At 66.9% G+C, this 14,768-nt stretch carries 11 protein-coding genes; 6 read left to right on the top strand and 5 right to left on the bottom strand.

What is annotated here, in order from left to right; genetic code table 11:
• Window positions 1-23: 23 nt before the first annotated feature.
• The 4 genes from BMX94_RS09425 to tilS are packed head-to-tail and all read right to left on the bottom strand — an operon-like array spanning window position 24 to window position 5,437.
• A complete protein-coding gene (locus BMX94_RS09425; RefSeq protein WP_091005899.1) occupies window positions 24-1,208 on the bottom strand; it encodes a pyridoxal phosphate-dependent aminotransferase in 1,185 nt (394 codons plus the stop codon).
• The gene (gene ftsH / locus BMX94_RS09420; RefSeq protein WP_091005897.1) at window positions 1,198-3,261 is read right to left on the bottom strand and encodes an ATP-dependent zinc metalloprotease FtsH; all 2,064 of its coding nucleotides are present in this window, start codon (window positions 3,259-3,261) and stop codon (window positions 1,198-1,200) included. Before ftsH ends, BMX94_RS09425 begins: the two co-directional genes overlap by 11 nt.
• Window positions 3,262-3,295: 34 nt before the next feature.
• Window positions 3,296-3,847, bottom strand: a complete 552-nt coding sequence (gene hpt / locus BMX94_RS09415; RefSeq protein WP_091005895.1) for a hypoxanthine phosphoribosyltransferase — start codon at window positions 3,845-3,847, stop codon at window positions 3,296-3,298.
• A gap of 54 nt (window positions 3,848-3,901) precedes the next feature.
• Window positions 3,902-5,437: a tRNA lysidine(34) synthetase TilS gene (gene tilS / locus BMX94_RS09410; RefSeq protein ID WP_091005894.1), complete on the bottom strand. Its 1,536-nt coding sequence runs from the start codon at window positions 5,435-5,437 to the stop codon at window positions 3,902-3,904.
• A 959-nt stretch (window positions 5,438-6,396) separates the two neighbouring features.
• On the opposite strand from tilS, the gene BMX94_RS09405 reads away from it, so the two are divergent.
• The 6 genes from BMX94_RS09405 (at window position 6,397) to BMX94_RS09380 (ending at window position 14,283) form a co-directional block, all read left to right on the top strand.
• On the top strand, window positions 6,397-7,575 hold the full coding sequence (locus tag BMX94_RS09405) for a hypothetical protein (RefSeq protein WP_091005892.1): 1,179 nt from the start codon (window positions 6,397-6,399) through the stop codon (window positions 7,573-7,575).
• 500 nt (window positions 7,576-8,075) lie between these two features.
• Window positions 8,076-8,900, top strand: coding sequence for an MBL fold metallo-hydrolase (locus BMX94_RS09400; protein WP_091005891.1), 825 nt, complete (start codon window positions 8,076-8,078; stop codon window positions 8,898-8,900).
• A gap of 66 nt (window positions 8,901-8,966) precedes the next feature.
• The gene (locus BMX94_RS09395) at window positions 8,967-9,644 is read left to right on the top strand and encodes a response regulator transcription factor (RefSeq protein WP_091005889.1); all 678 of its coding nucleotides are present in this window, start codon (window positions 8,967-8,969) and stop codon (window positions 9,642-9,644) included.
• 4 nt (window positions 9,645-9,648) lie between these two features.
• The gene (locus BMX94_RS09390; protein ID WP_091005887.1) at window positions 9,649-10,680 is read left to right on the top strand and encodes a sensor histidine kinase; all 1,032 of its coding nucleotides are present in this window, start codon (window positions 9,649-9,651) and stop codon (window positions 10,678-10,680) included.
• A gap of 76 nt (window positions 10,681-10,756) precedes the next feature.
• Window positions 10,757-11,437 (top strand): ABC transporter ATP-binding protein, encoded by a 681-nt coding sequence (locus BMX94_RS09385; protein WP_091005885.1) that lies wholly within the window; start codon window positions 10,757-10,759, stop codon window positions 11,435-11,437.
• A gap of 5 nt (window positions 11,438-11,442) precedes the next feature.
• A complete protein-coding gene (locus tag BMX94_RS09380) occupies window positions 11,443-14,283 on the top strand; it encodes an ABC transporter permease (protein WP_091005883.1) in 2,841 nt (946 codons plus the stop codon).
• Window positions 14,284-14,390: 107 nt separating this feature from the next.
• Here the strand turns inward: BMX94_RS09380 and BMX94_RS09375 are convergent.
• A partial coding sequence (locus BMX94_RS09375) for an Hsp20/alpha crystallin family protein (protein WP_143052311.1) occupies window positions 14,391-14,768 on the bottom strand: 378 nt, incomplete at its 5' end.

Raw genomic sequence — 14,768 nt, 5'->3', positions numbered from 1 at the left:
GGGAGTACGCCCGCCACAGACACTTACTTGTAGCTCTCGGCCAACTTCTTCCATGCGGGCATGGAGTTCACGATGGTCTCGTAGCTCACGCAGTAGCCAATGCGCACCCAACCCGTGCAGCCAAAGCTATCGGACGGGACGGGCAGGAGCTCGAGGGACTTTGCGCGCTCGAAGAACGCGTTGGCGTCGGGCTCGAGGGCCTTGACCCACAGGTAGAAGGCACCCTGCGGCTCGATGTAGTGGTAGCCAAGCTCGGAGAGGCCGCGGGTGAGCGCCTCGCGGTTGCGCGCGTAGGCATCAACATCGGAGGGCACGTCGCAGCAGTCGGCGATCACGCGCTGGAAGAGCGCGGGCGCGCAGACGAAGCCCAGCGAGCGGCCGGCGCCCGCGATGGCGGGAACAAGTCGGTCGTGGTCGGGGTTGGTGGGCGGCACGAGCACCCAGCCTATGCGCTCCCCAGGAAGCGAGAGGCTCTTGGAGTACGAGTAGCACACCAGCGTGCGGTCGTAGATTGCCGGGACCCAGGGAACCTCCGCGCCGTAGGAGATCTCGCGGTAGGGCTCGTCGGCCACAAGGTAGATGGCGGTGTCGAGGACATCCTCGCGCTCGTGCAGAACGTCTGCCAGCGCGGCAAGGTTCTGTGCCGAGTAGACCGAACCCACGGGGTTGTTGGGCGAGTTGATCACGACGGCCTTCGTATGCGGGGTGACGGCAGCACGCACGGCCTCGGTGTCAATCTGGAAGGTCTCCGGGTCTGCCATGACCTCGACGCATGTGGCCCCGGCGGTCTCGATCCATACGCGGTACTCGGGGAAGTACGGGGCAATCACAATGACCTCGTCGCCAGGGTTGACCACCGCGTGAAAGCTGATGGAGAGCGACGCCGCCGCACCGCAGGTGAGGTAGAGGTCACCGGCAGCCGCTGTGTTCTCGCCATGGCGACGGCAGAGCGATGCGGCGAGCTTCTCGCGAACGAAGGGCAGGCCAGAGGCCGGGGTGTAGCTGTGGAGCTGTGTGGGCGGAAGCTGGAGCGAACGCTCGATGGACTCGCGGACCGCATCCGGCGCGGGAATCGAGGGGTTGCCCAGGCTGAAGTCGAAGACGTTCTCGGCGCCAATCTGCGCCTTGCGCGCGGCGCCGTAGGCGGCAATCTCGCGGATGGACGACTTTGACGCCCCGTAGGCGTAGTTCTGCTCGTTAATCGACATTGGTGTTCCTCTCTGTGGGTTCTTGCGCCGGGGCGGCGGGCGCGTCGTCGGACGCGCCGGAGACGTCGGGAGTCGCGGCGGCGTCAGCAGCGGCATCGGGGGCCGCGGCGCCATCGGCGGGCTTCTCGATCGCCTCGGGGTTCTCGGCCAGGTACTGGTCCCAGGCGCCGTCGAGCAGCGCGTTCACGGCCTCGCCCTCGACGGTCTCGCGCTGGAGCAGGACCGTGGCCATGGTCTCCATCTGCGGACGCCTGGCCTCCAGGACCTCGCGGGCACGGGCATGGGCCTCACGCATGATGCGCTCGACCTCGTCGTCAATGCGCTTGGCGGTCTCGGCCGCGTAGTCGTTGTGCTGCGCGTAGTCGCGACCCAGGAAGACCTCGTGCTGAGCCTCGCCAAAGACCTGCGTGCCCAGCTCCTCGCTCATGCCGTAGCGTGTGACCATCTCGCGGGCGAGCTTTGTGGCGCGCTCAAGATCGTTGCTCGCGCCGGTGGTGATATCGTCGCAGAACAGCTCCTCGGCCGTGCGGCCGCCAAGCAGCACGGCAATCTGGTCGAGCATGCCGTCGCGGGTCTCGAGGAAGTGGTCCTCCTCGGGCATCTGCATGGTGTAGCCAAGGGCTTGGCCGCGGCTCACGATCGAAATCTTGTGCACCGGGTCCGAGTTCTCGAGCACGTGGCCCACAAGCGCGTGGCCGCTCTCGTGGAACGCAATGACGCGGCGCTCCTTCTCGGTAATCACGCGGCTCTTGCGCTCGGGGCCGGCAATGACGCGCTCCATGGCCTCCTCGACCTCGTCCTGGCCGATCTTGTCCTTGTGCCTGCGCGCGGCGAGCAGGGCCGACTCGTTCATGAGGTTGGAGAGGTCCGCGCCGGTGAAGCCGGGCGTAATCTTGGCGATTGCGGCAAAGTCCACCGTGCTCTCGAAGGGCTTGTTGCGCGCATGCACGCGCAGGATCTTCTCGCGCCCCTTAACGTCAGGGCGGTCAACGGTCACGCGGCGGTCAAAGCGGCCGGGACGCAGCAGGGCCGGATCAAGGATGTCCGGGCGGTTGGTCGCGGCGATGAGAATGACGGCCGAGTTGTCCTCGAAGCCGTCCATCTCAACCAGCAGCTGGTTAAGGGTCTGCTCGCGCTCGTCGTGGCCGCCGCCAAGGCCGGCGCCGCGCTGGCGGCCAACGGCGTCGATCTCGTCGATGAAGATGATGCAGGGCGCTGCAGCCTTGGCCTGCTTGAAGAGGTCGCGCACGCGGCTCGCGCCCACGCCCACGAACATCTCCACGAAGTCAGAGCCGGATATCGAGAAGAACGGCACGCCCGCCTCGCCAGCCACGGCCTTGGCAAGCAGCGTCTTGCCCGTCCCCGGAGGACCCACCAGAAGCACGCCGTGGGGAATCTTGGCGCCCATCTTCTGGTAACGCTCGGGCTCACGCAGGAAGTCGCGAACCTCCTTGAGCTCCTCCACGGCCTCGTCGATGCCGGCGACGTCGGAGAACTTGACCTTGGGCCGTTCTTCCTCGGTGGTCTGCGCCTTGGTCTTGGCGAAGTCCATCGTGCGGCCGTTCTGCTCGCTCATGCGCCGCATGTAGTACACGAAGACGCCTACCAAGAGCAGTGTGGGCACCACGGAGAGCAGGATGGTTTCCCAGGCGCTGCCGTCAGAAGTATCGATGGTGAACGAGGTCTCGGCGTGCTTGGCCATGAGCTCGTCCAGGGAGTCCGCGCCCACGTAGTAGCTCTTGAACTTCTGGAGCTTTGACTTGTCGCCCTTGTCGTCCTCATTCGCCCAGTAGTCACCCGAGATGCTGCCGTCCGAGGTCTTGAACGTCACCGAGTGCACGCGATCGTCCTTGACTGCGGTCACAAACTCGTTGGTTGCCAGCGTGTCCACGGAATCGGAGGAGGAAAGCGGGCTCTGACCCGTGGAGAAGGCCAGGTACGCCACGATTGCCACTATGATGAGCAGCGTAACCAGAAAGCTGCGCTGGTTCTGCGGTCCGCGGTTGTCACCTCCCGGCGTGGGGAGCTTGTCGAGCGGATTGTTGTCTGACACGAAAAACGTCTCCTTGCGGTTGGTTCCTTGGGCGTTATTTGGAGTACACCTCGGGCTTGAGGATGCCCACGTAGGGCAGGTTGCGATAGCGCTCGGCGTAGTCGAGGCCGTAGCCCACCACAAAGGCGTCGGGCACGTGCGCGCCCACGTAGCGCGGGGCGACAGCCGGCGTGTGGTTGGGGATGTCCTTCACCGAGAAGGCCGCAATCTCTATGGACGCGGGTTTTCTCGACTGCAGGAGCTTTACCAGGTAGGACAGGGTAAGGCCGGAGTCGAGAATGTCCTCGGCCACGATGACGTGGCGTCCCTCGACCTTGGTGTCGAGGTCCTTCACGATGCGCACCACGCCCGAGCTCTTGACGCCGTCGCCGTAGCTGCTCACGGCCATGAAGTCCACCGAGCACGGCACGGTGATGGCGCGCATGAGGTCTGCGGTGAAGACGAATGCCCCACGCAGGACGGCCACGATGAGGGGGTTCTTGTCGGCGTAGTCCTCGGAGATCTGGCGCCCCATGCGGGACACGATCCGGTGGATGTCCTCCTCGCTCAGGACAACGCTCTCCACGTCCGGATGCATCTCTGCCATTGCGATCCTCCACTCCCGACGGGCGCCCGCCGCGCTTCTCGGCCTGCGCGCCGTCTATGCTGTTCGGAGACTCAATTCTAGCAAGTGTGAGGTGCGCGGCGTGCAGCGAGCGCGCTCGTCGGCCCTGATTCCCGCAACCCACACCACGGGGCCGGTGGGCGAGGTGCGCACCACGGGCACGAGCGGGCGCTCGGCGGCGGGAATGCGGGCCTCGTTGAGCAGGTCCGAAACCTTCTTGGACTGGCCGTGCATGCCCAGGGGGCACAAAACGTCGCCCGCGTGCGGGGAGTCAACCCAGAGCCGACCGCCCAGGTTGGGGTCGATTCCGCAGGCAGAGGCGTCGAGAAGGACCGAGGTCCCCGCCCACTCGCGGCCGTGGGAGAGCGCAAGCGCCGGGATGTCCGCGTTGGCGGGGGCCGGCACCAGGCGCGCCGAGAGGACCGCGGCAGCGCGACCGGGGCGCGGATCGCCCAGCGGGAGCTCGCCGGGGACCTCCAGCCAGCCGGCGAAGTCGCCGGCCTTTGGCGCGTGGGCACGCAGGAAGAGCAGGCCGTACTCGACGCGAGCCTCCGCGCCCATGGGGATGGACGCCGAGCCGGTGCCTGCCGCGACGAGCGAGAGCACCTGGGCGATGTGGCGCGCCTCGAGACGGGCCTCGGGGCAGACCTCGAGGATGGCCGCGCGCACCACGCGTCGAGCGATTGCGACCTCGCAGGCAGAGAGGCGCGCGGCGTCCAGCGCGAGGGCGCCCTCCCCCGTGCGGCGCGTGAGGTCGCGCAGGGTGCGTGCGGCGACGGCGGTAAGGTACGCGTCCTCGTCCGAGAGGATGTCGCAGGTGGTCGAGAGGCTTGCCACCACGCGCGGGTTTCTCCGCTCAAGCACCGGCATGACTTCGTGGCGCACGTAGGCGCGCAGGTAGCGCGTGTCGGCGTTTGTGTCGTCCTCGCGCCACACGATGCCGCGCATGCGCAGGAACTCGCAGAGCTCGTCGTGCGTGCGGTCGAGCAGCGGGCGAACCACGCGGTTGCGTCGGCGAGGGATGGACGAGAGACCCGAGGCGCCGGTGCCGCGGATGGCGTTCATCACGAAGGTCTCGGCGCGGTCGTTGGCCGTGTGGGCAGTGAGGATGCGCGCAGCCGAGCGGGGCGTGCCAAGCTGGGCCGAGAGCTCGTTGGCCAGGCGGGTGGCTTCGCTGTAGCGCACCTCTCGGCCGGCGTTCTCCACGTTGCCGTCCGGGGACGCCGCTGCCAGCGCGGCCACGTCCACGCGACGGATGGTGCAGGGGATGCCGTAGCGGGCGGCGAGGTCGCGAACGAACTCCTCGTCCTCGTCGGCGTCGATGCCGCGCAGGCGATGGTTCACGTGAAGCACGTGGAGACGCTCGCGGGCGATGCGTGCGCGGCCGCGGCCATCCTCGATGTCCAGCGCGGAGGTTGCCGCCAGCACCAAGAGGGCCGTTGAGTCCGCGCCGCCGGAGACCATGAGGATAACGGGGGCGCGCAGGGCGTCATCAGTGCTGCGGGATGGGCGCTCGAAGGGACTGCCGAAGCCGGCGTCTCCCGAGCCGTATCTACGAGCAACGCTTGGCATGTGCGGTCCCCCCCTTCGGGTGCGTGCGGCGCTGGCGTGCGGGCGTGCGTGCGACGCCGGCGTGCGGGCGTCGATGCGGTTACGCGCACGATTCTACCCCGCTGGAGGCCGCGCTCGAGCTTACGTCCACCGTCCCGTAACCCGCCGGGCACGACCGAGCCCGCAAACGCCGCGCGTGCGGGCCCCACGGCGCCCGGCCCTTCTCGTCCCCCATCGCAGCCCACGAGTCCCCGACGCCCCCGCGCGACCCCGACGGCCCCGCGTGACCCCGACGGCCCCGCGTGACCCCGACGGCCCCGCGGACACTGTGCCCATGCCGGCCGCCCTGAAAAGTGAACACGAATTCAATCGCAAGGAGCACGGACTTGTTGCCAACTGGGATTCTGATAGTCTCGACGCAGCCGGATTGAAAACGTGTTCACTTTTGGTGGGGCCGGCAGACAGAGAGCTGGCTGGGCGGCGAGACGGCCGACCAGGGAGCGGGGCGGCTACGGTACGGGTGGCTGGCGCCGAACGGAAGGCCCGTGAAATGGCAGCGATGTCGCGCACAGGTGTGGCGAATTGATGTGTTTTCTCGTGCGCTCAAAAAGTGTCATCTTCTTGCGCCAAATCGGCTCTCTGGCGAGAAATTCTGGCCAACAGGCGTCCGCAACTTGACCGCTTTCTTGCACGAAAAGACCCCAAGTCCCCCTCAGCGAACGTTTTTCTCGTCCCAAACGTCACCACCGGCGCCTCTGAACCCAAAAGTACTTGCACCAATCTGACACCAAAAAGCGAACACGTTTTCAATCACCGCCACGGGAACATGCCGGCCAACTGGGCTTTTGCGAAGTACCGGAATCACCGATTGAAAACGTGTTCACTTCCCGAGGCGGGAGATGGCGTAACCTCTCGGCACTCACCGTCGCACGGCCAGCGTGGGGAGGAGTGCCGGCAATTTGTCGTCCGAGGAGGTTGGGATGAGAATCACGTTCAACAAGCTTACGGCGCTGCACATTCTGCGCGTTTGGAGGAGCTCGGGGCGCACGCTCACAGCCGACCGCCACCGCCTCGAGACGTCGGTTGTCGCGCCGCACAGGTACTGGACGCGGCGGCGGATCGGCGCGTGCCTGGAATCCGTGGGCACCAGCCTGTCCAGCGTGCGCGAACGCGTGCAGGTTATGGTCCCGCGGCCGGGCGCGCGGATCCGCTCGCGAACGGCGAGAAACACCGTCTACGTGCGCGGGTTGCCGGCAAGCCCCGTCGTCGAACTGAACGACAGCACCCGAATCCCCTGCCCCGAGCTGCTCTTCATTGAATTGGGAACCATCATGTCGCCTGCCGCGCAACTGCTTGCGGGGCTCGAGCTGTGCGGGCGTTTCTCACGCGACGCATGCGACCCACGCGATGGTACGGTCACATACGAAATCAAACCTGTAACCACCGCAGATAAGATTCGGTCGTATGTCTTGGCTGCACGCGACCTTGCTGGACTCGAGCAAAGTCGCAGGGTAGCAGAGTGGCTCATGGATGAGGCATGGTCTCCGCAGGAGGCGCTTCTCAATGGGCTTGCCCGCATGCCGCTACACGAGCTTGGATATGAGCTCGGTGAGCTGCAGCTTAATCCGCGATTTGTTGCCAACGGGAAGATTCTTGCGCTTGTGAACAAGACAAGCCGCGTTCCAGACTCACTTGTGGCCGGGTCCACAATTGGTTTCAACTATGATGGCGGGCCGCACTTTGGGGAATCGGGCCCAGAGGCGGCGGGCGCAGGTTTTCTCGACAGCGTTGCGCTTGCTTCGGTGCGGGAAGCGGTGGTGGCCGACAAGCGGCGCGACCGGGACCTGCTGGTGCAGGGTCTCTCGGTGCTCCCCGTGACCAAGGAGGACTTCTACGAGCGCGGGGGTATCGACCGCGTGATGCAGCAGGCCATGTCGCTTCTCGAGCGCACTGCCCAACGGGACTTTTCGAAGCAGAGGCGAGCGCTGAGCAGGCCGCGGCTTGCGGCCGAGCGCCAGCGGCTCATTTGGTCGCTGCTCCCGGGGCGGCGCGGGCGAGAGCTGAGCCGGGAGCTCGCCCGGGTTGAGCCACCCGAGGCGGTAATTGAGGACTACGAAATCGCATTTGGAGACGGCGCGATGACGGCAACGCGCGTGTAGCGACGAGCTGAACATGGCGAGAAGGTCGCCGCGCCACGCTGCGGCGACGATGCCGCATGGAGCTGGCGCGCTTTTGGGCGCAACGGCGGGCCGGTGGGCGCGGACTGCGGCGGTCGCGGTAGGCGGCAGGAGGTCGTGGCGCGGCAAGCGAGCGCTTCTCGTCGCTAAAAAGTGAACACGATTTCAATCGAGGCAGCACGGGGCTTCTCGGCAACTGGGCGTTTCTCGGAAAGCGTAAGCCGCGATTGATTTCGTGTTCACTTTTGAGGGAGGGGAGCCGGGCCAGCGGCGCGCGGGCCAGCGGCATCGGCCGGGGCATCGGCCGGGCCAGCGACGCGCGGGCCAGCGGCATCGGCCGGGGCATCGGCGCGCGGGCCAGCGGCGCCGGCGGGTTTGGCGCCCGCGTGAAGGGCGCCGCCCGAGCGCCAATACCGTCGCGCGGGGCTGCTACGCTGTCCGTCGCACCATCGCACCGCCCCAACCACGAAAGGACCGCCCGCATGACCCCACAGATCCACCTGCACGTCCTGGCATCGGGCTCAAAGGGCAACGCCGCCGTGGTCGAGGGCCCCGCGGGCAGCGTGCTCATCGACGACGGCATCGCCCGTCGCACGCTCCTGGCGCGCGCCAGCGAGCTGGGCGTCAACATGGACGACGTCCGCGCGGTCCTTCTCACCCACGAGCACACCGACCACGTCTCTGGCCTGCCCGTCTTTGCCAACCACTTTGACGGCCCGCTCTTCGCGACCGCCGGCACCATCGCCGCGCGCGAGCGCCTCTCGCAGCTGCCTTTCGAGGTCATTCGCCACACGGACTCGCTCGAGCTGTGCGGCATGCACGTGACCGTCTTCCCAACCAGCCACGACGTGGCAGACCCGGTGGGCTTCCGCTTTGCGACCACGGACGAGAACGGCGAACTCACGGACGCCCTGGGCTACTGCACCGACACTGGCGTGCTTACCGACGAGGCCGGCCAGGCGCTCACCGGCTGCCGCGTGCTTGCGCTCGAGTCCAACCACGACGAGCGTATGCTCGCCACCGGCCCCTACCCCGGCTACCTCAAGCAGCGCATCCACGGCCCCCAGGGCCACCTCTCCAACGCCCAGGCCGCAGACGCGCTGCAGGACCTCGTGTCCAACGAGACCGAGGTCATTGTGGGCATGCACCTCTCGCACGAGAATAACCGCCCCAGCGTGGCCGTGCGCACCCTGGCCGCCGCCGTGGGTGCCGAGGCCGCCAACGAGACGTTCACCGAGGCGCGCACGCCCGACGGCCACCTGACCGTTTGCGTCTCTGCCCAGGATGCCCCGCTCTCGGTGTGGTAAGTGTTGTTGTAGCGTGACGCACGGGCACCGTATGCCACGCGATCGCCGCACAACCGGGGAGGCGCCATGCGCATTCTGCTCGTCGAGGACAACGCAGACATAGTTCGCACGCTCACGGAGCTCCTCCGCTCCGAGGGCTACAGCGTCGAGGCAACGCCGAGCCAGGACGGCGCCATATCCCTGGGCACGCGTGTCGAGAAGCCCTTTGACCTCGTGCTTCTCGACGTCACGCTGGAGCAGGGCAACGGATTTGCCGTGTGCGGCGCGCTCAAGGAGGCCCGCCCGCACCTGCCCGTGATCTTTCTCACCGCCTCGGACGACGAGTTCAACACCGTCGCCGGCCTCTCGATGGGCGCCGACGACTACATTGCCAAGCCCTTCCGGCCGCGCGAGCTGCTCGCCCGTATTCGCACCGTGCTGCGGCGCTCGCAGCCCACGCAGCACCTGCTGCACCTGGGCAGCGTCATCGTGGACCCCACCCGCGCCCGCGCGACCAAGGACGGCAGAGAGCTGGACCTCTCGGCCGTCGAGTACCGCCTGCTGCTGCTCTTTGCAAGCAAGGCGGGCGGCATCGTCACGCGCGACATGATGCGCGAGGCGCTCTGGGAGGACTCCGGCGCCTATGTGGAGGAGAACACCCTCTCGGTATACATTCGCCGCCTGCGCGACAAGATCGAGGACGATCCGGCAAACCCGCAGCTCATCCGTACCGTTCGCGGCATGGGCTACCGCGCGGCGGAGTAGCGCCATGCCCCGCGATCCCAGGTTCATCGCCCTTCTCGGCATAGGTGCCGCCACGACCGCAGCCCTCTGCGCCGGCGCCTGGCTGCAGGCTGGCCCAGCCGCGGCAGCATGGGTCGCCGCGTGCGGCATCGTTCTCGTTGCGCTTTTCGCCGTCTCGACCGCCCTGCGCTACCGCCGCATCGCCCAGCTCTCCGAGCGCCTGGACCGCGCGCTCTCCGGAGAGCGCAACGTGAGCTTCAGGGGCATGGGCGAGGGCGAGCTGGCCATTCTCGCCAGCCAGCTCGACAAGACCGTGACGCGCCTGGTCGTGGCCAACGAGGAGCTTGAGGCCGAGAAGCACGCGCTCGCCGACGCCCTGGCCGACATCTCCCACCAGCTGAGAACCCCGCTCACATCGCTTGGCATCGAGCTTGAGCTCATGCGCAAGGCGGCCGCGACGCCGGAGGACTCCCAGCGCGTGCGCGACTGCGGACGCATGCTCGAGCAGCTGCAGTGGCTCGTCTCGTCACTGCTCAAGCTCGCGCGCCTGGACGCTGGCGTGGTGCGTCTTGAGCGTCGCCGCGTCGACGTTGCCGCGCTGGCCAAGGCGGCGCAAGATCCGCTCGCCGTGGCCGCGGACCTCGCCGGCGTGACCTTCCAGGCGCGTGTGGAGCCCGGCTGCTCGTTCATGGGCGACGCCGCCTGGACTCGCGAGGCGCTGGCCAACGTGCTCAAGAACTGCGTGGAGCACACACCCGCCGGCGGCACCGTGCGCATTAGCGCCCGCGAGGACACCGTGGCCTGCCGCATATGCGTGGAGGACACCGGACCAGGCATTGCCGAGAAGGACCTGCCCCACGTATTTGACCGCTTCTACCACGGCGCGGGCAACGCAACCCGTCGCGACGAGGACGTGTGCAACCCCAGCGGCGTGGGGATTGGCCTCTCGCTCTCGCGGGCGCTGCTTGTTGCCCAGGGCGCCCAGATCACGGCCTCAAACGTGAGCCCCACCGGAGGCGCGCGGTTTGACCTGGTCTTTCCCAAGGTGACGGTTTAGTCACGCGCGCGTCATGGCCGCGTGGGGGCGCGGGCGCACCATGGTGGCACAACCACAGGCAATCGAGGGGAGCTCCATGGACATCCTGAGCATCGAGCATCTCACCAAGGTCTACGGAACCGGGCCCGCCGCCGTACGGGCGCTTGACGACGTGAGCCTTTCCATCGCGGCCGGCGAGTTTGTGGCCATCGTGGGCTCATCCGGCTCTGGCAAGTCAACGCTCATGCACCTCATGGGCGGCGTCGACCGTCCCACCTCGGGCACGGTGCGCATGAACGGCGAGGACGTGTACAAGCGCTCGGACGAGCAGCTCGCCGTCTTCCGCCGCCGCGAGGTGGGGCTGGTGTACCAGTTCTACAACCTCATCCCCGTTCTGGACGTAGAGGAGAACATCACGCTTCCGGTGCGCATGGACGGCCGCAAGGTGAACGAGCAGCGCCTGGCCACGCTTGTCTCGTCGCTTGGCCTTAGGGGCTTCGAGCACCACTTGCCCAACCAGCTCTCCGGCGGCCAGCAGCAGCGCGTTGCCATTGGCCGGGCACTCATGAACTCACCCGCCATCGTGCTTGCGGACGAGCCCACTGGCAACCTCGACTCCAAGAACTCGGCCGAGATCATGCGGCTTCTGCGTGCGTCCAACAAGGACCTGCACCAGACCCTCGTGGTAATCACGCACGATGAGGACGTGGCCCTCATGGCCCAGCGCGTGATTGCCATCGAGGACGGCCACGTGGTCTCAGACGAGCGCAGGGGGTGAGCGCGATGGGGGTCTTCGCAAGCTACACCCTACGGTCGCTCCGCAAGAACCGCACGCGCACCGTGGTCACCGTGATTGGCGTAATCCTCTCAACGGCCCTGCTCACGGGCGTGGTGGCCACCGCCACGAGCGTCGCCGCGGCCCTTCTCGGCCGCACCATAGAGACCGAGGGCTCCTGGCAGGTTTTTGACAGCCTCCAGCCGGCCGAGGCAGACTCGGCCCTTGGCCGGCTGGCGACAGAGACCAACGTGGCGACTGCCATGGATTCCCAGGTGGCAGGCTTTGCCTCGTATGCGAGCGACGCGGACCTAAGCACCACGCTGCTTGCCATCCAGACCGCACCACGGGTGCTGCGCGGCAGCGCAGACCAGGCACGCAGACTCACCGTGATGCCCACGGTGCGCTCCGGCCGAGAGCCCGAGGCGCCGGGCGAGGTCATGCTGCCCGTCACGTTCTCCGGCGTCACGCTCGCAGACGACGGCTCGGGCGCCAGCGCCGCCAGCGACGGCCCCATCGAGCTGGGGTCCACCGTCACGCTGCCGCTTGGCGCCACGCTCGTCGACGGCGACTCCCTCGGCACGCCTACGACCACACGCAGCTTCACCGTGGTGGGCTTCTACGTGCCCCAGCACTTCCTGAGAAACGACTTCACCGCCTTTGAGGAGGCCGGCGCCACCGCGATCGTCTCGCCAAACGACGTCTCGAACCCCGTCCTCACGCGCGTGTGGGTAAGCACGAGCGGCCTCTCCACGCGGGACGCGCTCAAGGGCTGGGCGGCCCCCATCTTTGGCGAGGAGGACTACTACCTCCACGGCCAGCTGCTGGCGCTCCAGGGCATGGCGAGCGACGAGAGCACCGTCATGGAGTCGCTGAGCGGTATGGTCGCCGTGATTGGTGGGGTCATCGTGGTTGCAGCCATCGGGATGATTGGCAACTCATTCTCAATCTCGGTGGCCGAGCGTACGCGTCAGTTTGGCCTGCTCTCCTCGCTGGGCGCGTCAAAGCGCCAGCTGAGAAGGACGGTGCTCTTGGAGGCTGTGGCGATTGGCGTTGTGGGCATACCGGTGGGGCTCGCAGCCGGGCTGGCCGGGGTCGCGGCAATGCTCAGCAGCTCGGCGCGGGCGTTTGACGCCATGTTCCGCAGTTCGCTCTCGGGGACCGCCCAGGGCATTCCTCTGGTGATAAGCCCGGCTGTGGTTGCAGGCATGGCCGCTGCGTCATTCCTTGTGCTTCTCGCCAGCGCCTGGGCACCGGCGTGGCGGGCGAGCAGGGTCTCGGCGATCGACGCCATTCGCCAGCAGCAAGACATCAGGCTCTCCAAGCGGACCGAGCGCGCAATCGAGAAGGCCCAGGCCACCGGGAAGGCGCCGCGGGCGCCGCTGCTCGAGCGCATCGCCGGGCTTCCCGGTCTTCTGGCAAGCAGGAACCTCTCGCGCTCCAGCTCGCGTGGCCGCACCGTCGTGGTGTCGCTCGCGCTCTCGGTTGTCCTCATCGTGCTATCCGGCGCCATCTCGCTCTACATGGGGCGCGCCATGGATGTTGGCAGCGACCTCGGCGCCGTTGGGCGCTCTGATATCTCGCTCACCATCTACAACAGGCAGGAAGCCGACCAGGGCACCGTGTCCACGGAGACACTGAGTCTCATGCGAGATGCGCAGGCCATATCCGAGCAGGTAGATGACCTCACCCCGGGCTCGGCTATCGTGAACGGCGCCCTCGAGGTCACCCTTCCCGCCGGCAGCGTCTCTGCAGACGGCCGCGCGTTTCTCGCGGACTACTACGCTGGCGATAGCGGCGCCGCCGAGAACGGCTCGTACGCCGGTCCCATGCTCGTCTCGTTTGTGGATGACAACACCTGGGCCGAGCTCTGCAAGGAGGCCGGAGCGGGCAGCGCCACGACGACAGATGGCACGAGCATGCCGGCGCTGGCGCTCAACGTGCTGGCATGGATGGAATCAAACAGCGTGAGGACGGTTGCCCCGTACGGCACGCCTACCACCGCGACCGTCTACGAGCTGCGCGACGCGCAGTCGACTTTGCTCCTTGACTCCGGCGGTGGCGCCTTGGTCCAGACGTGGGAGAACTCGGACGGCGGAGCGAGCGGGTCGCAGCGGCAGACCAGCATTGATGATGCGGCCGTGGATTCTGGCACCATCACCTTTGTGGGAACGCTCGACTCGCTTCCGGACCAGCTCGCCAACACGGGCCTCACGTCTTCCTCGATACTTCCCGTCATCATGCCGCGCTCGGCTCTCGAGGCGCGCCCCAATCTCTTCTCGGCAACAAGCATCGTGGTGCCGTTCTCGCTTGCCGAGGACGCCGACCCCTTTGACGCGGGCAACGCCCTCGAAACGGCTGCCAACGCCACGGTCAGCGGCAACGCCACGGCATACGTCAACAATAACGTGGCTCAAAACGAGATGACCGAGGCCATCGTTGGTCTCTTCAAGCTCCTTGTGACGATCTTCTCGGTGGTGTGCCTGCTCATCGCCGTTGCTAACGTGTTCAACACGCTCTCCACGAGCATCATCCTGCGCACGCGCGAGTTTGCCGTGCTACAGAGCGTGGGCCTGGGACCCAAGGGGTTCCGTCGCATGCTCGTAGCCGAGTGCGCAAGCTACGCGTTGCGCGGGCTTGGAATTGGCCTGGTCTTCTCGGTGGGCGTGGTTGTGCTCTTCTGGGCGGCACTGCGATCCGCCGTGGGAGTCTCGTTCGAGCTGCCATGGGGCTATGTGGCCGGAGCCATTGCGGGCGTGGTGGCGGTGTTGGGGCTCTCCGTTGCCTATGCGTTGCGGCGCAGTCACGCGCTGAACATCGTGGAGGCCCTGCGGGCAGATGCGATCTAGGCGTGACCCAAGTTGCCTTGACACAAAAATGCGCCCCGGCCGAAACCGGGGCGCCGTTCTAAGGGCCTTGGCGAGGGATGGATGCCGGCCCGTCTGTTGGTTGTCAGCTAGTCGATTGCGACCTTGGTGACGTTGGCCTTCTCGGACTGCTTGGGGACGTTCACCGTGAGCACGCCGCCGTCCATCTTGGCGGTTAGGCCCTCGGTCGCGGCGTCCTTAAGGTACACGCCACGCGTGGCGCTCCACTCGCCGGTCTCCTTGTGGAGGTAGTTCTTGCCCTTCTCCTCGTCGGACTCCTTCTTGTCAACGCTGACGGAGAGCCTGCCCTCGTTGAGCTCGACGTCGACCTCGTCCTTCTTGACGCCAGGGAGCTCGGCGGTGACCACGTACTTGTCGCCCGCGTCCTCGACGTTCATCTTGAAGGCCACGTCACCATCGGTGGTTGCCAGCGGAGCGAAGAAGTCGTCGAACGCGTTGAACGGCCA

Source organism: Olsenella sp. KH3B4, assembly GCA_900111695.1.
Lineage (GTDB): Bacteria > Actinomycetota > Coriobacteriia > Coriobacteriales > Atopobiaceae > Tractidigestivibacter.
The sequence above is the reverse complement of the archived record's forward strand: the minus strand, read 5'-3'. Positions and strand labels throughout refer to the sequence as shown.